Raw genomic sequence first — 20,910 nt, 5'->3', positions numbered from 1 at the left:
ACTACAAGGCGCCGAGCGCTTCACAGGCCTTTCGCACGCCTTCGCCGTAGGCGGGGTCTGCTCGAGTGCAGTTGGCGATGTGGCGCTCGATGACGGCAGCCGACGCTCCGGTGATGGCACGGGCGGTGTTCTCGAACAGCACCGTCTGCTGTTCGGCAGTCATGCTGCGGAAGAGGTTGCCGGGCTGTTCGAAGTAGTTGTCGTCGTCTGCTCGGTAGTCGAACCGGTCGGCGACCACGCCGACTTCGAGTGGCGGTTCGGCGTAGCTCCGCTGGTCGGCGAAGCGGCCGTGTGAGTTGGGTTCGATGCTCGGGACGCTGCCCAGGTTGCCGTCGACCCGCATGACGCCGTCACGGTGGAACGAATTGACGTGGGTTGCCCCTCTGGGACTGTTGACCGGGATCTGGTGGTGGTTGACGCCGAGCCGGTAGCGGGCGGCGTCGCCGTAGGAGAACAGTCGGCCTTGCAGCATGCGGTCCGGTGAGAACCCGATGCCGGGGACGATGTTCGCCGGGGAGAAGGCCGCCTGCTCGACGTCGGCGTGGTAATTCTCCGGGTTGCGGTCGAGTTCGAGTTCCCCGACCTCGATGAGCGGATAGTCCTTCTTGGACCACACCTTGGTGAGGTCGAAGGGATGATAGCGGTAGGTCTGGGCGTCGGCTTCCGGCATGATCTGCACGAAAAGGGTCCACTTCGGGTAATTGCCCTCCTCGATTGCATTGAAGAGATCGCGCTGCGCCGACTCGCGATCGCCGGCGACGACGACGGCAGCCTCTTCGTCGGTGAGGTTCTTGATGCCCTGCTGAGTGCGGAAGTGGAACTTCACCCAGGAGCGTTCCCCGGCGTCGTTGACGAACGAGAAGGTGTGTGACCCGAAACCGTGCATGTGCCGGTAGCCGTCGGGGATGCCGCGGTCGGACATCACGATGGTGATCTGGTGCAGCGCCTCCGGGAGATTGGTCCAGAAGTCCCAGTTGTTCTCCGCCGAGCGCAGGTTCGTCTTCGGATCGCGCTTGACCGCGTGGTTGAGGTCGGGGAACTTGAGGGGGTCACGGAAGAAGAAGACGGGGGTGTTGTTACCGACGACATCCCAGTTGCCTTGCTCGGTGTAGAAGCGGACGGCGAATCCGCGGATGTCGCGTTCGGCGTCGGCGGCGCCGCGCTCGCCGGCGACCGTGGAGAAACGCAGGAATACCTCGGTCTGCTTGCAGATCTCCGAGAATACGGCGGCGTTGGTGTGTGCGGTGATGTCGTGGGTGACGCGGAAGGTGCCGAACGCGGCCGAACCCTTGGCGTGCATGCGGCGTTCGGGGATGACTTCGCGGTCGAAGTGCGCGAGTTTCTCGAGAAGCCAGACGTCTTGCAGGAGCATCGGACCGCGTGCGCCGGCGGTGAGGCTGTTCTGGTTGTCGGGTACCGGCGCACCGGCGACTGTGGTGAGTCCGTTCGGGTTGGTCATCGATTTCTCCTGTCTGACACCCGAGTCTGGGCGGGTGAATGTGGTTCGGCGAGAGCATCCCTCGAGGGAGAGCGCAGCGATGTCTCAATCTGACATTCCCGCGGTACGGTCGGTCAGAGCACGATGCCGAATTCGCGAATCTTGCGGTAGATCGTCGCTCGGGACATGCCGATGGCGGTGGCGGCGGCCGTCTTGTCGCCGGCATGAAGCGCGAGCGCGTCCACGATCGCGTCCCTCTCGAGCGCCTGCATCCTGGTCAACGTTCGGCGTGTGGTGGAACGGCATGCGGGAGGCAGGGTGTCGATTTCGACGACACCGGCCCGTTGCCGCCGGCAAGTGTCCTCGAGAACCTTCTTCAGCTGGGTGACGTTTCCGCGCCACGCCAGACGCGCGAGCTGATTCGAGGCGGCTGGAGCCAGGGTGAGGCCGGTGGCCCCCAGGGTGTCGAGGAGGCTGCGCACAAGATCCGGAATGTCGTCCAGGTGGTGCCGTAGGGGTGGCACCGTGACCGACTTGGGGAACATGCGCAGCAGTGGAGTGGTGTCGGTCGAGTCCTGGGGATACCGGGTGAGCACCACCCACGGTCTGCGAGGTGGCTCCTGCGCCTCGGGGCCCTGCAGTAGGTCCGCGAGCGCGGCGAGGTGAGCGTCGTTCAGGGCGTGTGCGTGCAGTATTGCCAGGTCGGATCCGCTGTCGAGTTCGTCGGAGGCCTCGGTGAGGAGATCGTCGCCGAGTGCGGTGGCGTCGAGTACGGCGAGTCCGCGGTCCGGTACGAGTTGGTGCGCCGCTCGGATCAGGGCGGTCTTGCCGACGCCGGGTTCTCCGTCGAGGACGAGCCAGTCCTGTCGTCGGCAGGCGTCGACGACCGCCTGGACCGTGTGCCGCCAGAGCGGGCTGGCACCGGCGATCGCGGGCGGGGTGGGAACATTCACCTTCGGAGTGGAAAGACGCTGCGAAGCAACCTGTTTCGTGATTCGAACAACACCTCCGGCCAGCCGGCTACCGGTGAATGCCGGCTCGTAACTCAGGCGTGCGACCGTTCCGCTGGGCAGGTCGGTGAGGATCGTGACCGGTGCCGTTTCGCCGCCGATGTCTCGGGTGCGTTCGAGGATCGCCATCTGGTCTGGTGAGTCGAATTGTTGCCGGGTCAGCGAGTTCATCATCACGACCTCGTCACCGACAGCGACGACGGGTCGGCTGGAGCGCCGGCATGCGGACCGGTACGCACTGAAGATCGCCCGGTCCAGTTCGGTTGCGTCGTCGAGCATGTGCTCGCGAAGGCGGGCTGCGGCAAGTGTGGCGAAGGACAGCAGCAGGGTGTTGGAATTCTGCGCGGCGGTGGTCAGGTCCACGACACCGAGAATCGCTCCGGTCATGGGGTGCGTCACCGGCGCTCCCGCGCAGGAGAAGGACCGCAGCGGACCACTGAAGTGCTGGTCTCCGTCCACGAGGAGAGGTCGGCCGACCTCGAGCGCGGTACCGATTCCATTGGTGCCGACCTGGGTCTCCGCGTAGCGAAAGCCCGGGGCGAGGTCGACTCGGTCGAGTGCGGTGAACAAGGCGCTGTCGCCACCGGTGCGGGAGAGGACGATGCCGTTCGCATCGGTGAGAATCAGTGATACCGGCTCGTTTTCGATGGCGGTGGTCAAGTCGGGCAGCACGGATCGGGCGGCGCGCTCGAGCACCGTATCGGCGGCCGCGCGCTCGACGTACGCGGCGGCGGGCCGGTCGTCGTCGCCCAACGCCTGCCGAGATCGCGACCAGGACACCCGGAGCCAATTACTCAGACGAAGGTAGTCCGATCCCGCAGGCGAACTCGAGGCCGGAGCCCCCTCGGAGTCCGAGTCCGAGTCCGAGTCCGAGTTCGACTTCGGCGTCGTGCGGTGGTGTGACGTGCTGGTGGGCTGTGGGGTCACTCGCTCGGGTCTCCTGGGTCGACTGATCGAGGGCTGCATGGTCTGCCGCGGCGCGGGGCAAGTGTAGGCAGCCACCACCCACCCGAAGGTGACCTGCGTCTCACACTGAGACGGATGAGAGCTGGGTCACGGGGTTCAATCAATTTCCACAACGTCCCCCCCACAGCCGGCACCCGGCCGGCTCACGATCCAGGAGGCGCACATTGAGTAGGCAAAGCCTGACAAAGGCCCACGCGAAGATCACCGAACTGTCATGGGATCCGACATTCGCAACCCCGGCCACCCGGTTCGGCACCGACTACACCTTCGAGAAGGCTCCGAAGAAGGATCCTCTCAAGCAGATCATGCGGTCCTACTTCCCGATGGAGGAAGAGAAGGACAACCGCGTGTACGGCGCCATGGACGGTGCCATCCGCGGCAACATGTTCCGGCAGGTGCAGCAGCGGTGGCTCGAGTGGCAGAAGCTGTTCCTGTCGATCATTCCGTTCCCGGAGATCTCGGCCGCCCGAGCGATGCCGATGGCCATCGACGCCGTCCCCAACCCGGAAATCCACAACGGGCTGGCGGTGCAGATGATCGACGAGGTTCGTCACTCGACGATCCAGATGAACCTCAAGAAGCTGTACATGAACAACTACATCGATCCCGCCGGGTTCGACATCACCGAGAAGGCGTTCTCGAACAACTACGCGGGCACCATCGGCCGGCAGTTCGGCGAAGGGTTCATCACCGGTGACGCAATCACTGCCGCGAACATCTACCTGACCGTGGTCGCCGAGACCGCGTTCACCAACACCCTGTTCGTCGCGATGCCCGACGAGGCCGCCGCCAACGGTGACTACCTGCTGCCGACGGTGTTCCACTCGGTGCAATCCGACGAGTCCCGGCACATCTCCAACGGCTATTCGATCCTGCTGATGGCGCTCGCCGACGAGCGCAACCGGCCGCTGCTCGAACGGGATCTGCGGTACGCATGGTGGAACAACCACTGTGTCGTCGACGCCGCGATCGGCACCTTCATCGAGTACGGCACGAAGGACCGCCGCAAGGACCGCGAAAGTTACGCCGAGATGTGGCGGCGGTGGATCTACGACGACTACTACCGCAGCTACCTCATCCCGCTCGAGAAGTACGGCCTGACGATCCCGCACGACCTGGTCGAGGAGTCGTGGAAACGGATCACCGAGAAGGGCTACGTCCACGAGGTGGCCCGGTTCTTCGCCACCGGCTGGCCGGTGAACTACTGGCGGATCGACACGATGACCGACAAGGACTTCGAATGGTTCGAGCACAAGTACCCCGGCTGGTACTCGAAGTACGGCAAGTGGTGGGAGGAGTACAACCGCCTCGCCTACCCTGGCCGTAACAAGCCGATCGCGTTCGAGGAGGTCGGGTACCAGTACCCGCACCGGTGCTGGACCTGCATGGTGCCGGCCCTGATCCGCGAGGACATGGTCGTGGAGAAGGTCGACGACCAGTGGCGGACCTACTGCTCGGAGACTTGCTACTGGACCGACGCGGTCGCGTTCCGCAGCGAGTACGAGGGCCGGGATACCCCGAACATGGGGCGTCTCACCGGATTCCGGGAGTGGGAGACCCTCCATCACGGCAAGGATCTCGCTGACATCGTGCAGGACCTCGGTTACGTGCGCGACGACGGTAAGACCCTCATCGGTCAGCCGCATCTCCATCTGGACGACCCGAAGAAGATGTGGACTCTGGACGACGTACGAGGCAACACCTTCCAGAGTCCGAACGTGCTGCTGAACCAGATGTCCGAAGCCGAACGCAACGCGCACATCGCCGCGTACCGCGCCGGCGGCACAGTTCCGGCCTGATTCAAGGCCCGGTGGGTGGCGCCGCGGCCACTCCGGCGCCACCCACCGCTTCACCATTCACTTCACGAGCCCAGGAGAACCCCCGTGGCCGACAAGCACGTAATCAACTTCGAGCCCGTCGACATCGAGATGGAAGTCGGCGAAGACGAGTACATCCTCGATGCCGCATTCCGACAAGGCATCCACCTGATGCACGGCTGCCGTGAGGGACGCTGCTCGGCCTGCAAATCCTTTGTCCTCGACGGCGACATCCAGATGGAGAACTACTCGACATTTGCGTGCAACGACGCCGAGGTCGACGAGGGGCACGTGCTGCTGTGCCGCTCAACCGCATACAGCGACTGCACGATCGAACTGCTCAATTTCGACGAGGACGAACTTCTGGGCGGTGTCCCCATCCAAGATGTGCGCACCCAGGTGACCGGGATCGAGTCGATGACCAAGGACATCGTGTCGCTGCGACTGGCGCCCGTCGAACCCGCTGGGTACGAATTCAAACCTGGTCAATACTCCGACCTGCACATCCCGGGAACCGACGAGCATCGGTCCTTCTCCATGGCGACAACCCAATCGACGCCGGGGCACGTCGAATTCCTCATCAAGAAGTACCCCGGCGGCAAGTTCGCCGGCCTGCTCGAGGACGGGATATCGGTAGGTGACGAGATCGCCCTGACCGGTCCGTACGGGTCGTTCACCATCAAGGAAGGCCACGTTCTGCCAATGGTCTTCATCGGCGGCGGCGCGGGGATGGCTCCGCTGCTGTCGTTGCTGCGGCACATGAGCGAGACGGGCAACACCCGGCAGGTGCACTTCTACTACGGTGCCCGCACCCCGCAGGACCTGTTCTACCTCGACGAGATCCTCGAACTCGGACAGGGACTGAAGGATTTCAGTTTCGTGGCCTGCCTGTCCGAATCGATGGACCCACCGCCGGTGGGTGCGATCACCGTCGAGGACGGCAATGTCACCGACGTCGTCGGCCGCCGCGAACCCGAGCTCGGGCGGGCCGAGGTGTACCTGTGCGGGCCGCCGCCGATGGTCGACGCCGCCCTGGAACTGCTCGAGGCGAAGGGCACCCCGCACGACCAGATCTTCTACGACAAGTTCACCAGCCCCGCCTTCGAGTAGACGTCCCTCGGAAACCACCTTCCTGCTTCACCGACAGAACTGAGAAACGAGATGACCGCAACCTCCGAGTCCAAGCAACGCAGCTTTCCGAAGATCGAGTTCACCGACTCCGAAGCCGGTGCGCTGGAGTTCCCCAGCTCCCGCAGCCGCTCGTTCAGCTACTACACACCGGCCAAGAAGCGGTCGACGATGTACGAGGACGTGACCGTCGACGTGCAGCCCGACCCCGACCGTCACCTCTCGCAGGGCTGGATCTACGGCTTCGGTGACGGACCCGGCGGTTACCCACAGGAGTGGACGGCCGCGAAGTCGTCGAATTGGCACGCCTTCCTCGACCCGAACGAGGAGTGGGACCAGACCATCTTCCGCAACAACTCCAAGGTGGTCCATCAGGTCGAGTTGTGCCTGTCCAACGCCAAGCGTGCCCGAGTTTACGACGCCTGGAACACCCCGTGGCTGACGTTCATCTCCCGCAACCTGGGGGCCTGGATGCACGCCGAGAACGGGTTGGCGCTGCACGTGTTCACCTCGATCCAGCGGTCCTGCCCGACGAACATGATCAACACCGCCGTCGCGGTGAACGCCGCCCACAAGATGCGCTTCGCCCAGGACTTGGCCCTGTTCAATCTCGACCTGTCCGAGGCCACCGAGGACTTCGACGGTCTCGCCCACAAGGAGGTCTGGCAGTCCGCACCCGAGTGGCAGCCCACCCGCGAGGTCGTCGAGCGGCTCACCGCGGTTCCGGACTGGTGTGAGCTGCTGTTCGCCTCGAACATCGTCTTCGAGCAGCTGGTCGGCACCCTGTTCCGCAGCGAATTGGTCATGCAGATCGCCGCCGGTAACGGTGACTACATCACGCCCACCATCGTGGGCACCGGCGAACACGACTACGACCGCGACCTCGCCTACACCCGCAACCTGTTCCGGTTGCTCACCCGAGACCCCGAGCACGGGGAGACGAACAAGGAGCTGTTCGGCACCTGGCTCTCGATCTGGGTGCCACGGTGCCTCGACGCCGCCCGGGCACTGCAGCCGATCTGGTCACAGCCGGCCGACAAGGCGATCACCTTCGCCACCAGTTTCGACGCCGCCACCGACAAGTTCCGTTCCCTGCTCGAGGACCTCGGGCTCGACATCCCCAAGGAGTTGGACAAGTGAGCATGCAATTCGGATCGTCCACCGAGTTCTCCAACATGTGTGGCGTGACCTTGATGAACACCCCCATCGGCCGTGTCGTCGCGGAAGTGATGGGCGCCAAGGACGGTGTCGAGCTGACCGAGTACCCGTCGATGATCCGCGTCGACGGCCAGAAGCTGCTCGACTTCGACTACGAGGAACTCACCGACGCCCTCGGCCAGGAATTCGACGGCTCCATCTTCGAGGAGATCAGCTCCACCCACTACGGGCGCATGGTCCACCTCGACGAGAAGACCCTGCTGTTCGCCAGCCCCGAGGACGCCGCCGAGTACATCGGATTCGACCTCACAGCGCAGTAGATCGCAGCTGTCCGGGGCCACACAGGGTGGCCCCGGACACCCCCAGCCCACCCGAAAACCAGGACCAAGCGAGGACCCGATGTATCAGAAGGACGGTCAGAAATATTTCATCGTGGACGGCCACGTCCACGTCTGGGACGCCCGCGAGTCGAACCAGAAGAACGTGCACGGCAAGCAGTTCATCGACTGCTTCTACGACTATCACAAGAACCTCAGCCCCGAAGAGGTCGTGTGGGACTACGACACCTACACGTACTACGGCAGCGAGCGCTTCGAGCGTGACATCTTCGTGGAGGGATACGTCGACCACGCGATCTTCCAGGCCACCTTGCTCAGCGACTTCTACCACAACGGATTCGGGCGAACCGACGAAGCGCTCGCCCTGGTCGCCAAGCACCCCGGCAAACTGACCTACAACCACGCCTACGATCCCCGTCACGAGGAGGCCGGTCTCGAACAACTCCGCAAGGACGCCGACCGGATGAACCTGCAGGGCGTCAAGCTCTACACCGCCGAATGGCACGGCGATTCCCGCGGCTACAAACTCGACGACCCCTGGTCGCGGCGCTACCTCGAAGAGTGCATCGAGCTGGGGATCAAGAACATTCACGTCCACAAGGGCCCGACGATCCGTCCCCTCGACCGCGACGCCTTCGACGTCTCCGACATCGACAAGGTCGCCACCGACTACCTGGACCTGCGGTTCGTCGTCGAGCACGTGGGCCTGCCGCGCCTCGAGGACTTCTGCTGGATCGCCACCCAGGAGTCGAACGTGTACGGCGGCCTGGCGGTTGCCCTTCCGTTCATCCACACCCGGCCCCGCTACTTCGCCCAGATCATCGGCGAGTTGCTCTACTGGATCGGCGAGGACAAAATCCTGTTCGGCAGCGACTATGCGCTGTGGACCCCGAAGTGGCTGATCGAGAAGTTCGTCGACTTCCAGATCCCCGAGGACATGCAGGGCGAGTACGCCCCGATCACCGCCCGGCAGAAGCAGAAGATCCTCGGCCTCAACGCGGCAGCGCTGTACGACATCGACGTTCCCGCGAACCTGCGACTGGCCGAGCCGGCCGGGCAGGAAGGTGTGGAGGTCGCTGCCGGGGCGCGGGAAACCGTGTCGTCATGACCGCCGCCGTCGTCTGCACCGAACAGGACGTCCTGATGGCCCTGTCGACGGTCACCGACCCGGAACTGGACGAGCCGATCACCGATCTCGGCTTCGTCCGGTCGGTCACCCTCGACGACGACGGGGTCACCGTCCACCTACGGCTGCCCACCGCGTTCTGCTCGCCGAACTTCGCCTACCTCATGGCCTCCGACGCCCTCGACGCCCTGCGTCTGGTCGACGACATCGGCGAGGTGCGGGTGCTGCTCGACGACCATCACGACAGCGACAAGATCAACGCCGGTCTCGCGGCGGACGCCGGATACGTCGGGACGTTCGGCTCCGAGGCGGAGGAGAGTCTGCACGAGTTGCGCCGAACGTTCCGGTCCAAGGCGCACGCCGCGGCGATGGAGCGGTGTGTCGAGGCGCACCTGAAGACCACCGATGTGGGTGTGAACGAGATCTACCGGCTCACCCTCGGCGACCTCGCTCCCGGGAAGGCCAAGGCCGCGCTGCTGCGTCGCAGGATCGGCATCGGGTTGAGCATCTGCCCGGCCAGCCGGGTGTTCGTCGACGACGACGGCAAGCGCATCGCCTCGGAATCGGTGCCGATGCGGCTGCGCTTCGCCAAGTCGGTGCGCATTTCGATGGAAGGCAACGCGCATTTCTGCCGCGGCCTGCTCGCTACCCGTTACGCCGACAGCGAATCCGTCGGAGCCACAACGCGAATCACCAATCTCAGAACCAGGAGCCCGCGATGAAGGCCGTGCAAGTGGTGGGATACCACACCAAACTGCAGCTCACCGACATTCCCGAACCCACGATCGACGGCCCGCTCGATGTCATCGTGCGCATCGGCGGCGCGGGTGTGTGCCGCACCGATCTGCACATCCTCGAAGGGCAGTGGGAGGCGAAGTCCGGTGTCGCGCTGCCGTACACGATCGGCCACGAGAACGCCGGCTGGGTCCACGCCGTGGGCGACGCCGTCACCAATGTCGCGGTCGGCGACAAGGTGATTCTGCACCCGCTCATCACGTGCGGACTGTGCCGGGCGTGCCGATTCGGAGACGACGTCCACTGCCAGAACAGCACATTCCCCGGCATCGACGTCAACGGCGGGTACGCCGAATATCTGCGCACCACCGCCCGCAGCGTGGTCCGGATCGACGACTCGCTCGAACCGGCCGACGTCGCCGCCCTCGCCGACGCGGGCCTGACGGCGTACCACGCCGTTGCCAAGGCCGCGAAGACGACTCGGCCCGGAGACGTGTGCGTCGTGATCGGGGCCGGCGGACTCGGTCACATCGGCATTCAGGTCCTGAAGGCGATCTCCGGTGTCACCGTGGTCGTGCTCGACCGCAACCCCGCGGCCGTCGAACTCGCCGTGAAGATCGGCGCCGACCACGGCATCGTCGCCGACGGCACCCACATCCAGCAGGTGCTCGACCTGACCGGCGGTCACGGCGCCGAAGCCGTCGTCGACTTCGTCGGCGAGGGCGGCGCGACCGCAGAGGGGATCGCGATGCTGCGCCGCGCCGGGAACTACTACGTCGTCGGGTACGGCGAGAACATCGACGTCCCGACGATCGATGTGATCTCCACCGAGATCAACTTCATCGGAAATCTCGTCGGCTCCTACAACGACCTCCAGGAGCTCATGACCCTTGCCGCCCAGGGCAAGGTCACCCTGCACACCACCCGGTACCGGCTCGAGGACTTCCAGCAAGCACTCGACGATCTCGATGCCGGCCGGGTGCGCGGCCGCGCGATTCTCGTCCCGTAGCACGTCGCATCCTCCGCTCGAAGCACGAAAGGACATCAGCCATGGCAAAAGAGCTGCGGTACAACACGGACGCCCGGGCGCGGCTCGAGCACGGCGTCAACGCCCTCGCCGACGCGGTCAAGGTGACCCTCGGCCCCAAGGGGCGCAACGCGGTGCTCGAAAAGCTCACCGGACCACCGACGATCACCAACGACGGCGTGACCATCGCCCGCGAGATACAGCTCCGCGAACCCTTCGCCAACATGGGTGCGCAGCTGGTCAAGGAAGTGGCGATGAAAACCAATGGTGTGGTCGGCGACGGCACCACCACGGCAACCGTGCTCGCCCAGGCGATGGTCCGCGAGGGGCTGCGGTCCGTCGACGCCGGGGCCAACCCCATGCGGGTGCGCCGCGGCATCGAACGGGCCGTGTCCGTGGTCGTCGACTCCCTCCACGAGCAGGCCTCCCAGATCGGCGGGCAAAGCGATCTGCAGCGGATCGCGACTCTCGCCGCCAGCGACGACGAGGTGATCGGGCACGCCATCTCGAAGGCCGTCGACTACGTCGGCAAGTCCGGGGTCGTCACCACCGAGGAGAGCGACACCCTCGGGCTGTCGGTCGACATCGTCGACGGCATCGAGTTCGATCACGGCTACATCTCCGGCTACATGGTCACCGACCCGGAGCGGATGGAAGCGGTGCATACCAATCCGCTGATCCTGCTGACCAACAAGAAGATCACCCAGGTTCAAGACATCATGCCGAGCATCGAGGTGGCCAAGCGCGCCGACCGGCCCCTGGTGGTGCTGGCCGAGGAGGTCGACGGGCCGGCCCTGCAACTTCTCGTCGGCGGCAACATGCACAAGACGATGCAGTCGGTGGTCGTCCGGGCCCCCGGTTTCGGACATCGCCGGGTCGCCGAGCTAGAAGACCTCGCGGTGGCACTGGGTGGGCACGTGATCGCCAAGGACACCGGCATCGAACTGTCCGAAATCAGTGTCGAGCATCTCGGTTCGTGTGATCGCATCACCGTGACCGAGAACGAGACCACGATCGTCGGCGGGCACGGGGACCAGCGCCTGCTCGACGCTCGCATCGCCCAGCTCGAATCCCAGCACGAGCGCGCAAAGATCGAGGCTGACCAGGAAAGCCTCGAACTGCGCATCGCCCGGCTCACCGGTCGGGTTGCCGTCATCCGCGTCGGCGGCGCGACCAGCGTCGAGCTCAAGGAGCGGATGTTGCGCGTCGAGGACGCCCTGGCCGCCACTCGCGCCGCGGTGGAGGCGGGGATCGTCTCCGGTGGTGGTACCGCGCTGGCGCAGTCGCATCGGGCGTTGGCCGATCTCGACCTGACCGGCGACGAGGCCATCGGGTGTGACGTCGTGCGCCGCGCTCTCGCCGAACCGCTGCGCTGGATCGCGATCAACGCCGGGTTCGACGGCGACGAGGTCGTCGAGGTGGTCGCAGGTTTACCGCTCGGGCACGGGTTCAACGCGCTCACCGGTGAATACGGGGACATGTTCGACGACGGGGTGATCGACCCGTTCAAGGTCACCCGCGCCGCACTCGAGAGCGCGGCCTCGATCGCGGCACTTCTGATCACCACGGAGACCGCTGTCGTGGAAGAGGTGCTGGGCAATCCCGGTGCCATCATGGCGCCCGGTTTCGGCGATCTCGCCGAAGGCATGGTCCGCCCGTCGAACATCTACTAGAGCAATCCAGTGGGTCACCGCCTCGACGGTCCTGCGAGGCGGTGACCCACTCCCCCGTTCCGGCGGTGAGGAATTCGTCCGAAAGAAAGTGAGTCATCGTGATTTTCATCGTGGTGAAGTTCAAGGTCCTCGACAAGTACCGGAACGACTGGTTACTCGTCACCAAGGAGTTCACCGACGCGACCCGATCCGAGCCGGGCAATCTCTGGTTCGAATGGCATCGCAGCGCAGACGATCCCGCCGAGTTCGTGCTGATCGAGGCGTTCCGGGACGGGCAGGCCGGGTCCGACCACGTCGCTGCCGACCACTTCCGGAAGGGATTGGACGCGATGCGCCCGGCACTGAGCGAGACACCGCGCATCCTCCACACCGACCTACCCGGCACCGACTGGTCCCGCATGGGCGAACTGGAGATCAGCCGGTAACCCGGTGCGGCGCACAACCTGACGGAATACATCACTGTGGAAGGACAAGCATGACCGTGGTGACGACCGGCCCCGTCGCGGGTCTGCTCGCGGCACTGGGCGATGCCGTGGTGACCGACAGCGACACCATGATCGCCTACACCCGCGACCAGTCGATGCTCTCCCCCTCCGGGCATCCGATCGCGGTGGTCCGCGCCCGGACCACCGACCACGTCGTGACAACCCTGAAAACCGCCCACCGGTACGGCATTCCGGTCGTCACGAGAGGGGCGGGCACCGGACTCGCCGGCGGGGCCAACGCGATCGACGGCTGCATCGTGCTCAGCACCGAAAAACTCGACCGCATCCTCACCATCGACGAACAGTCCCGCACCGCCACGGTCGAGCCGGGAGTGATCAACGGTGTCCTCGCTGCCGCGGCCGCGGAGCGCGGACTCTGGTATGTCCCAGACCCCGGCAGTCGCGCCGTCTCCACGATCGGGGGGAACCTCGCGACCAATGCCGGCGGAGCATGCTGCGCGAAATACGGGGTCACCGGCGACCACGTCGCCCGGATCAAGGCGGTGCTCGCCGACGGCCGGATCATCCACACCGGCGCCGCCACCCGCAAAAATGTCGCCGGATTGAATCTGACCCAACTGCTGGTCGGGTCCGAGGGCACCCTGGCCGTCATCGTCGAGGCGACCATGCGGCTGCGTCGACCACCGGCACGCACGGCCACCGTCGTCGCCGCCTTCGCCGAGCCCGTCCAGGCGGTCGACGCGGTGATGGCGATTCAGGCGGTGGCCGACCCGAGCCTGGTGGAACTCATGGACCGCACCACCATCTCGGCCGTCAACGACATGACCCGCATGGGTCTCGACCAGACGGCCGGCGCGCTGCTGTTGATCCAGTGCGACGGCGACGCAGCCCCGGCGGAAGCGCAGCGCAGCGCGGACGCGTGCCGTGCCTCCGCGGCCACCGAGCTGTACATGAGCACCGACCCCGCCGAAGGAGACGCCCTCATGCAGGCCCGCAGTGTGGCGCTGACCGCCCTCGAGCGCCGCGGCAGCACTCTGCTCGACGACCTGGCCGTGCCGGTGCCCCGGCTACCGCACATGCTCGACGCCATTACCCGCATCGCCGACCACTACCGCCTCCTCATCGGCACCTTCGGGCACGCCGCCGACGGCAACCTCCACCCCACGATCGTGTTCGACGCCGCAGATCCGGACGCCGCCGAACGGGCCCACCAGGCCTTCGACGCGATGGTGGCGCGATGCTTGGCGCTGGGCGGATCCATCACGGGCGAGCACGGCGTCGGCGACCTCAAACGCCGCTACCTCGAACCCATGATCGGGTCGGTGGAGAGGTCCCTGATGGCGGAAGTCAAGGCAGCGTTCGACCCCACCGGAATTCTCAATCCGGGACGTGCGATATGACACCCACGAAACCACACGTCCGATCGAAGCGGGACGACGACCTCGTCCTGGAGTTCGGCAACCGGTGGGCAGTGTTCGGCGGCGGCAGCGCCGAAGACATCTTCGTCACGTTCGGGTGGACCGAGGCGCAGTACTTCGAGCGCCTGAAGGTCCTGGCCGGACGACGTTTCCCGCCCCTCGACGACACCCTCCGGCACCGTCTTCTCGCCGTGTGCGCCGAGCGGCTACAGCGAACCGCTCATCCCCCTTCCCCTGCGTCGAAAGGCCACGTCGATGACAGCGAATCCCGGCTGACGCCACGCTGATCCCGGTGCTCCGCCACCCCGTCTCATATTGAGACCCGTCTCACATCGAGACGACGTACCCTCAACTACGTGAGAGGTGGAGAATCGGGGCGTAAATACAGCATGACCAGCAAGGATCTACAGAAGGCGCGAGAGCTGTTCCTCGCCGACGACGGCCTCGACAGCTCCGTTCGCCAGCCCATCTCGTACTCGTGGCAGCGATCGAAGTCGCTCAAGGTGCGCCCCGACCAACTCGACCTCCCGTTCGTACGAGAGCCGAATCTGGACTGCCCTCTCGTCGCGGCAGCCGAACCCGTCCTGCGGCAACTCGCGGACGGACTGGTCGACGAACCGGTGAGCGTCATCCTGACCTCGGCTGACGGAGTGATCTTGACCAGGATCACCGCCAGCCGACGACTCAATCGCACACTCGACGACGTCCAACTGATACCCGGTTACAGCTACTCGGAACAATTCGCCGGCACCAACGGCATCGGCACCACTCTCGAAACCCGTCAGCCCATCCTGGTGACGGGCGCCGAGCACTACGCCGACTGCCTCGGGCAACTGGCGTGCGCCGGTGTCCCGATCACCCATCCGATGTCCGGCGCCCTCGTCGGCGCGCTCGATCTCACCGGCTGGGTAGAGGACGGTGGCCCGCTGTTGGCCACCCTCGCCAAATCCGCCACGGCTCAGATCGAAGGCCGACTCCTGGCGCAGGCCAGTGCGGACCAGACTGCGTTACTCAACGCCTATCTGAAGGTCTGTCGACGGTCACCCCAAACGGGGGTGTTGGCGCTCGGCGACGACGTCGTTCTCGTCAACCGAAAACTGCGCGTGGCACTGGATGCCCAGGATCAGGGTGCGTTGCTCGAACACGCCGTGGACCTGAGCGGCGCTCCGGCCACCCAACGACACATCGTCGCCCTGCCCAGCGGGCAGACGGCCCGGCTGTCCTCGGTCGAGGACTTCGGGCTCGGGGCCCGACGGCAGATGGCCTTGTTCTACGTACATCTGCTGGAGATCCCCACATCGGGATCCCCTGCTCTGGAGAGCATCCGCGTCTTGCCCGGAATCACCGGCACCAGCGCGTCCTGGCGCCGCAGTTGCCAGCAGATCGCTCGCTGCGCGCGCGAACAACAGTGGGTCACCGTCTCCGGCGAAGCCGGAAGCGGCCGCGCATCAGCTCTCAAAGCTGTTGCCATCGAACACATTCCCATCCGCACACGGATCTTCACGGTTGCCGAACTCGCGGGCGGCAGCGCCGGCCTGCCGGCACTCGAACAGGAACTCGGACAAGACCGATTCAGCGTCATCCTGCGCGACATCGACCTCCTCGGCGAGTCGCAGCTGCGGACTGTCGCCGACCTCGTTCAAGGACGCGAACACGCCGGATGGATCGGCGCGACCATCGGCGGAACCGATCACAACACCGACCTCGACACGCTGATCCTTCCCCACTTCAGCCATACCGTCACCATGCCCGCGCTGCGTCATCGCATCGACGATCTTCACAGCTTGGTACCACATTTGCTGCGACAGCTCGGGCGCGGCGCGGACTTGTCTCTCTCGCCTGCGGCGATGCGCCAACTCTGCAAGTACAGCTGGCCCGGCAACGTCACCGAGCTCCGGCAGGTTCTGCACGACGTGGTCCAGCGTCAGCGCTCCGGTGTCGTCGAGGTCGAGCAGCTACCCCCGATGTGCCGAGCCCTGAGCCGACACACACTCACACAGATCGAAGCCCTCGAACGCGACGCCATCGTGCGCAGCCTCGAGGAGAACCACGGCAACAAGAAGGCCGCCGCAACAGCTCTCGGCATCTCACGGGCCACCATCTACCGCAAGATCAAGGAATTCGGCATCGACATCTGACGGCGCCCGCACCACTTGGTGTCAGGAAATGAGACACGCATCACACCCTAGCCGGCGGATCATGAGGTCAGACAGAGAATCCCACGCGGATCAGCATCTCGTTGAGGGCCAGCTTCTTTCGAGTGCGGGGACGCGACCGGGACCGACGTGAGGACGACCCATGATTACGAACCCGCTTGGCGCGGAAACCCACTCGGTATCCCCCGGCAGCACCACCTCCCGGGTGTGGTTGGTCGCCGCGCTGGCGCACACGTGCGAACCCACCGACCGTCCCGCGGTTCGTGACGATCTGATGCGGACCTGGGTTCCGGAGCCGGGCAGCGGTTACCGCACCCAGGACGGCCGTCGCCGGGCAACCTGGGCGCAATTGCATTCCCGGTTCGATCTCGTCGAGGTGACCCCATGACTACCTCCTACGCGATCCGTCCCACACCGGCCCGCCACCGCTCGTCTGGGGTGAGAAGGTCCTGCGCGACCACGCTCCGTGATCAACTGGACAGGGAAGACGCCGCTGAGGATGCGCGGACCTTGGCCCCCGATGATCGGACGACGTGCCCGCTGCACCGACGGTGGATTCACCAATGCGTCGCGTCGCCGACACACGTCAACGCCGTCACGCGACACAGGTGGTGCCGCCAGTGCGCCGTGCCGCTCACCGTCACCGTCGACGAAATCACGCGGAGCGTCACGATGGTGTGCCCGTCCTGCGGTGACGGCGGAAGCCCCGCCACGACGAGACTGGTGTCCGCGTGTTGCGCCAGCCTCGGCGAGGCGTCGAATCACACTTCGCGGACAGGTGCATAGTGCTCCACGAACGGGAAGGGATCGTAGAAGTGGTGCAGCAGGTCCTTCCACTGCTGGTAGCGGCCCGATTGCCGAAAGCCTTCGGTGTGGTCTTCGAGTTCTTCCCACTCGACCAGCAGGAGATAGACATTCGGTCGCTCGAGGCCGCGTGACAATCGCAGCCGCAGGAATCCGGGCATCGACGAAATGATCGACTCGGCCTGCGCGAACGCAGATTCGAATTCCTCGACTCGTTCGGGTGCCACGGTCAGCAGTGCGTGTTCCAGGATCATCGGCACAGTATGCGACGTCGCACGGTCGTGGGTGCGAGCGACGTGATCGCCGCTCGAACGGGTGGCGCAAGTAGTGGCGATGCTCAGCCCTCACTACCCGGCTGCGGCGGGCTCGAGAACAGCTCGCGGTGTGCGGCGATGTATTGCTCGACCGACTGCGCGGGCTGCCCGGTCACGTCCTCGACGTCGGTGGTCAGCCGGTTGTAGCGATCGTCGCGGTGCAGTGTGGCAACGGTGAGGAGGTGTTGCACGGTGTGCGACGAGATGCCGGGAACGGCGCTCAACAACTCCACGAAGTCGTCGTGGGGCAAATCGGATCCCGCTACCGACTGTCCCAAGCCCCGGGTGTATTGATCGGCGAGGCCGTCGATGTCCAGGACGGCGGGGCCGGTCAGCTCGAAGACCTGCCCGATACGTCCTGCTGGATCCTGAAGTATGGCGGCGACGACGCGGGCGACGTCGGTGGCGGCGACGGGCGAGGTCCTGCCGGTACCGAACGGCAAGGCCAAGACGCCACGTTCGGCGACGGAACGGCTCGCCACGACGGTGAACAGCGGATTGTCCAGGAAGACCGTGGGTCTGACGTGGACGACGGGCAGACCGGACCAATTCATGATGCGCTCGGCGAGCCAGTGCAGCCGTTGGTGCCGGGACTCGTCGGTGCTGGTCGACGTCATCTGCGACACCGTCATCTGCGACATGTTCACCAACACCTCGAGATCGCCCCGCTCGTCGGCGATCGCGCACACAATAGCGGCGGCTTCCAGATAGTCCGCGGAAACGCTCATGTTGAAGAAGATCCGGGTAACGCCCGTCAGCGCCGCATCGACGTCGCCGGGTCGGGTCAGATCGCCGACGACGATGTCTGCTCCCAGCTCCCGTAGTGCGTCGGCGCGGCCGTCATCGCGATGAACCATCGCCCGCACGGGCTCGCCACTGCGGAGCAGCAGCTCGGCGACCATCCGGCTGATACTGCTGTAACCACCGCCCACACCGGTCACCAGGAACGGCGCCCGGTCACTCATGACCGAATCTCGCTGTTCGCGTCGCGTGCAGCCGCCGCGACTGCCCTGACACTGGAATGCGCTCTGGAGCCATCGTGGACCTCCTGGTTTCACGCTCTACTGCGACGTTACGACAGGAGGGCCGCCGCCCGTGCGTGGTTGACGAGTGCAGAAACTCGTCAATCACGCACGGGTGCTCGCTAGTCGGTGACGCCTTCTGCACGAGCAGCGGCGGCGACTGCCTCCGCGACAGCGGGGGCGACGCGAGGATCGAGCGGGCTGGGAACGATCTTGTCCACAGCCAGCTCGTCACCGACGACCGAGAGGATTGCCTCGGCGGCGGCGAGCTTCATACCTTCGGTGATCCGGCGGGCACCGGCATCGAGCGCACCCCGGAACACCCCCGGGAAGGCCAGCACATTGTTGATCTGGTTCGGGAAGTCACTGCGCCCGGTGGCCACGATCGCCGCATGCTTACGGGCGATGTCCGGGTGGATCTCCGGGTCCGGGTTCGACAACGCGAACACGATCGAATCCTGCGCCATGGTCGCGATCAGCTCCTCCGGCACGGTGCCCGCGGACACCCCGAGGAACACATCCGCCCCATTGAGGGCTTCGGCGGTGCCGCCGCGGCGGCCGGCCGGGTTGGTGCGTGCGGCCAGGTCGACCTTGACCGCGTTCAGGTCCTTGCGGTCGGCGGAGACGATGCCCTTCGAATCGAGCACCGTGACATCGGCGATCCCGGCGGCGAGCAGGATGTTCGCGCAGGCGACACCGGCGGCGCCGGCACCGGAGATGACGACCCGCAGCTGGTGGAGGTCGCGGTCCTGGACCTTGACCGCACCCTTGAGGGCGGCCAGGACGACGATGGCGGTGCCGTGCTGGTCGTCGTGCATGACCGGGCAGTCCAGGGCCTCGATGACGCGCTTTTCGATTTCGAAGCAGCGCGGTGCGGAGATGTCCTCCAGGTTGACGGCCCCGAAGCTCGGGCGCAGCCGGATCAGGGTTTCGACGATCTCGTCGGGGTCCTTGGTGTCGAGGACCAGCGGGATCGAGTTCAGGCCCGCGAAGTTCTTGAACAGGGCGGACTTGCCCTCCATCACGGGAAGCGAGGCGCGGGGGCCGATGTCCCCGAGGCCGAGTACCGCGGAGCCGTCGGAGACGACGACCACCAGGCGGCTGGTCCAGGTGTACCGGTCGGCGAGGGTTTCGTCGGCGGCGATGGCGCGGGAGACCTGCGCGACGCCGGGCGTGTAGGCGATGGACAGGGCGCGCTGCGTATCGAGGGCGGTCGTGGTCTCAACCGAGAGCTTCCCCCCGATGTGGCCGGCGAAGATCTCCTCGTCGGTCAGCTCGACCTTCTGCGGTGCGGTGGGTTCGGACACAATGGTCATTGTCTACTCATTCCTTGGCTATCGACGATCCGCGGGAGCGTGTCGTCGGAATTGATCATTGATTCGGCGCTCATTGCGCGTGGGTCATCTCTCGATCAGGGCGTCGCCGCGGTCGGCGGCGGCGTGTAGGGGGTGACTCGGACCATCCCGAGGCAGCGCTGTCTGCGGGGCTCGGTGGTTCGCTGTCGAAGCCCTTCGGGGGCAACGCCGATGGAAAGTTGCGCTGGTCCACACCCTCCACCCGCTGTTCGACCCCAGCGCACCGTCACGACTCGGGCTCACCGACTCGCTGTTCTTCGGCGTCGCCCTGAAATTCCCCACTGCGGGCGTCGCCGTCGACGTGGCGAGAACCAGCGTCGACCACCCGTCGGTACGAAAGATCGTCGCCGCACAGACAGCGGCAATCGCGAAGGTCAGGAGCCGAGATCCTGTGGCACTCGATGCGGTGGCGTCGCTGCTGCACGACAGCAGCCGGACAGATGCGCAGCGCTTGCTGGCGGACTACCTGTCCCCCCCCAGTACGGTCCCGATCCACGTGACGTCCACGCCGTTGGTGCGGATGCGACGTGAACACCTGGTCGTACACGCGCTGCTCGGGAGCCATGGCACGACGGTCACCGCGCGCAGGCACGAGTTGACGATCGACGAAGCCGCGCGATATGGCGGGCACGATGCCGGCGCAAACCCTGTCGAGCACATGCTCGCCGGTCTTGCCGCTGCCTCGCTGGTGGTACTTCGGCTGCTCGGCGAGGTCGCGATAGCCGAGTCTGCCACGCTCACAGTGTCAGCCGGCTTGAACGTCGACCGCGTGATGGGAACCGATGACGGCGCCGTCATCGACGTGATTCGCCTGGACTGGCACGTGGCGAACGCCGAACACGCCGTGCGCTTGCGTGCAGCACTTCCCCACCTTGCGAGTCGTCGACCGGGGCAAGCTCTGATCGATGCTGCATCCGTATCCACGGAAGCGGTGTCCATCACGAGTTGACGACTGCGGACGAGTAGCCGGACCCGCGCT

General features: G+C 65.5%; 19 protein-coding genes. 14 read left to right on the top strand and 5 right to left on the bottom strand.

Annotated elements, in window-relative coordinates:
• Position 1 precedes the first annotated feature (1 nt).
• Both QM841_RS34635 and QM841_RS34630 read right to left on the bottom strand, forming a co-directional pair.
• Positions 2–1,459 carry a catalase gene (locus QM841_RS34635; RefSeq protein ID WP_283335413.1) on the bottom strand — a complete coding sequence of 486 codons (1,458 nt, stop codon included), beginning with the start codon at positions 1,457–1,459 and terminating at the stop codon, positions 2–4.
• 113 nt (positions 1,460–1,572) lie between these two features.
• Entirely contained in the window at positions 1,573–3,228 is a 1,656-nt protein-coding gene (locus QM841_RS34630; protein WP_502943303.1) for a sigma-54-dependent Fis family transcriptional regulator, read from the bottom strand.
• A 350-nt stretch (positions 3,229–3,578) separates the two neighbouring features.
• Here QM841_RS34630 and QM841_RS34625 point away from each other — a divergent pair, with 350 nt between their 5' ends.
• From QM841_RS34625 to QM841_RS34565, 13 genes are all read left to right on the top strand, one after another.
• Complete coding sequence (locus QM841_RS34625) at positions 3,579–5,213, top strand: ferritin family protein (protein ID WP_009472931.1); 1,635 nt, start codon at positions 3,579–3,581, stop codon at positions 5,211–5,213.
• Between the two features lie 84 nt (positions 5,214–5,297).
• Positions 5,298–6,341 (top strand): 2Fe-2S iron-sulfur cluster-binding protein, encoded by a 1,044-nt coding sequence (locus QM841_RS34620; protein ID WP_283335411.1) that lies wholly within the window; start codon positions 5,298–5,300, stop codon positions 6,339–6,341.
• Positions 6,342–6,392: 51 nt separating this feature from the next.
• A complete protein-coding gene (locus QM841_RS34615) occupies positions 6,393–7,499 on the top strand; it encodes an aromatic/alkene monooxygenase hydroxylase subunit beta (protein ID WP_009472933.1) in 1,107 nt (368 codons plus the stop codon).
• Positions 7,496–7,837, top strand: coding sequence for a propane 2-monooxygenase effector subunit MimD (gene mimD, locus QM841_RS34610; RefSeq protein WP_009472934.1), 342 nt, complete (start codon positions 7,496–7,498; stop codon positions 7,835–7,837). The genes QM841_RS34615 and mimD overlap by 4 nt, the downstream gene beginning before the upstream one ends.
• A 79-nt stretch (positions 7,838–7,916) precedes the next feature.
• The gene (locus tag QM841_RS34605; RefSeq protein ID WP_283335410.1) at positions 7,917–8,963 is read left to right on the top strand and encodes an amidohydrolase family protein; all 1,047 of its coding nucleotides are present in this window, start codon (positions 7,917–7,919) and stop codon (positions 8,961–8,963) included.
• Positions 8,960–9,703: an iron-sulfur cluster assembly protein gene (locus tag QM841_RS34600; protein WP_283335408.1), complete on the top strand. Its 744-nt coding sequence runs from the start codon at positions 8,960–8,962 to the stop codon at positions 9,701–9,703. The genes QM841_RS34605 and QM841_RS34600 overlap by 4 nt, the downstream gene beginning before the upstream one ends.
• Entirely contained in the window at positions 9,700–10,725 is a 1,026-nt protein-coding gene (locus QM841_RS34595; protein ID WP_280784343.1) for an NAD(P)-dependent alcohol dehydrogenase, read from the top strand. The genes QM841_RS34600 and QM841_RS34595 overlap by 4 nt, the downstream gene beginning before the upstream one ends.
• Positions 10,726–10,766: 41 nt before the next feature.
• Positions 10,767–12,416: a chaperonin GroEL gene (gene groL, locus QM841_RS34590; protein ID WP_005242375.1), complete on the top strand. Its 1,650-nt coding sequence runs from the start codon at positions 10,767–10,769 to the stop codon at positions 12,414–12,416.
• Between the two features lie 98 nt (positions 12,417–12,514).
• Positions 12,515–12,841 carry a putative quinol monooxygenase gene (locus tag QM841_RS34585; RefSeq protein ID WP_283335406.1) on the top strand — a complete coding sequence of 109 codons (327 nt, stop codon included), beginning with the start codon at positions 12,515–12,517 and terminating at the stop codon, positions 12,839–12,841.
• A gap of 50 nt (positions 12,842–12,891) precedes the next feature.
• The gene (locus QM841_RS34580) at positions 12,892–14,262 is read left to right on the top strand and encodes an FAD-binding oxidoreductase (protein WP_283335404.1); all 1,371 of its coding nucleotides are present in this window, start codon (positions 12,892–12,894) and stop codon (positions 14,260–14,262) included.
• Positions 14,259–14,567 carry a hypothetical protein gene (locus tag QM841_RS34575; protein ID WP_283335403.1) on the top strand — a complete coding sequence of 103 codons (309 nt, stop codon included), beginning with the start codon at positions 14,259–14,261 and terminating at the stop codon, positions 14,565–14,567. Before QM841_RS34580 ends, QM841_RS34575 begins: the two co-directional genes overlap by 4 nt.
• A 102-nt stretch (positions 14,568–14,669) precedes the next feature.
• Entirely contained in the window at positions 14,670–16,418 is a 1,749-nt protein-coding gene (locus QM841_RS34570; protein WP_283335402.1) for a sigma-54-dependent Fis family transcriptional regulator, read from the top strand.
• 160 nt (positions 16,419–16,578) lie between these two features.
• A complete protein-coding gene (locus QM841_RS34565) occupies positions 16,579–16,824 on the top strand; it encodes a hypothetical protein (protein WP_283335400.1) in 246 nt (81 codons plus the stop codon).
• A 373-nt stretch (positions 16,825–17,197) separates the two neighbouring features.
• Here the strand turns inward: QM841_RS34565 and QM841_RS34560 are convergent, their stop codons facing one another.
• The 3 genes from QM841_RS34560 to QM841_RS34550 form a co-directional block, all read right to left on the bottom strand.
• Positions 17,198–17,494 (bottom strand): antibiotic biosynthesis monooxygenase family protein, encoded by a 297-nt coding sequence (locus QM841_RS34560; protein ID WP_283335398.1) that lies wholly within the window; start codon positions 17,492–17,494, stop codon positions 17,198–17,200.
• Positions 17,495–17,577: 83 nt separating this feature from the next.
• Entirely contained in the window at positions 17,578–18,519 is a 942-nt protein-coding gene (locus tag QM841_RS34555) for an NAD(P)H-binding protein (protein WP_283335397.1), read from the bottom strand.
• A gap of 179 nt (positions 18,520–18,698) precedes the next feature.
• Positions 18,699–19,892, bottom strand: coding sequence for an NAD(P)-dependent malic enzyme (locus tag QM841_RS34550; RefSeq protein ID WP_283335396.1), 1,194 nt, complete (start codon positions 19,890–19,892; stop codon positions 18,699–18,701).
• Between the two features lie 430 nt (positions 19,893–20,322).
• Between QM841_RS34550 and QM841_RS34545 the strand changes: the two genes are divergently transcribed.
• Positions 20,323–20,880, top strand: coding sequence for an OsmC family protein (locus QM841_RS34545; protein ID WP_283335395.1), 558 nt, complete (start codon positions 20,323–20,325; stop codon positions 20,878–20,880).
• Positions 20,881–20,910 lie beyond the last annotated feature (30 nt).

Source organism: Rhodococcus sp. IEGM 1307, from assembly GCF_030056915.1.
GTDB classification, from domain to species: Bacteria; Actinomycetota; Actinomycetes; order Mycobacteriales; family Mycobacteriaceae; genus Rhodococcus_F; species Rhodococcus_F opacus_D.
The sequence above is the reverse complement of the archived record's forward strand: the minus strand, read 5'-3'. Positions and strand labels throughout refer to the sequence as shown.

Excerpts from the sequence above, each read along its gene's own strand:
- QM841_RS34580 (WP_283335404.1), top strand. The coding sequence starts at position 12,892 with ATGACCGTGGTGACGACCGGCCCCGTCGCGGGTCTGCTCGCGGCACTG.
- QM841_RS34635 (WP_283335413.1), bottom strand. The coding sequence starts at position 1,459 with ATGACCAACCCGAACGGACTCACCACAGTCGCCGGTGCGCCGGTACCC.
- QM841_RS34595 (WP_280784343.1), top strand. The coding sequence starts at position 9,700 with ATGAAGGCCGTGCAAGTGGTGGGATACCACACCAAACTGCAGCTCACC.
- QM841_RS34575 (WP_283335403.1), top strand. The coding sequence starts at position 14,259 with ATGACACCCACGAAACCACACGTCCGATCGAAGCGGGACGACGACCTC.
- QM841_RS34550 (WP_283335396.1), bottom strand. The coding sequence starts at position 19,892 with ATGACCATTGTGTCCGAACCCACCGCACCGCAGAAGGTCGAGCTGACC.
- QM841_RS34570 (WP_283335402.1), top strand. The coding sequence starts at position 14,670 with ATGACCAGCAAGGATCTACAGAAGGCGCGAGAGCTGTTCCTCGCCGAC.
- QM841_RS34555 (WP_283335397.1), bottom strand. The coding sequence starts at position 18,519 with ATGAGTGACCGGGCGCCGTTCCTGGTGACCGGTGTGGGCGGTGGTTAC.
- QM841_RS34565 (WP_283335400.1), top strand. The coding sequence starts at position 16,579 with ATGATTACGAACCCGCTTGGCGCGGAAACCCACTCGGTATCCCCCGGC.
- QM841_RS34600 (WP_283335408.1), top strand. The coding sequence starts at position 8,960 with ATGACCGCCGCCGTCGTCTGCACCGAACAGGACGTCCTGATGGCCCTG.
- groL (WP_005242375.1), top strand. The coding sequence starts at position 10,767 with ATGGCAAAAGAGCTGCGGTACAACACGGACGCCCGGGCGCGGCTCGAG.
- QM841_RS34615 (WP_009472933.1), top strand. The coding sequence starts at position 6,393 with ATGACCGCAACCTCCGAGTCCAAGCAACGCAGCTTTCCGAAGATCGAG.
- QM841_RS34560 (WP_283335398.1), bottom strand. The coding sequence starts at position 17,494 with ATGATCCTGGAACACGCACTGCTGACCGTGGCACCCGAACGAGTCGAG.
- QM841_RS34605 (WP_283335410.1), top strand. The coding sequence starts at position 7,917 with ATGTATCAGAAGGACGGTCAGAAATATTTCATCGTGGACGGCCACGTC.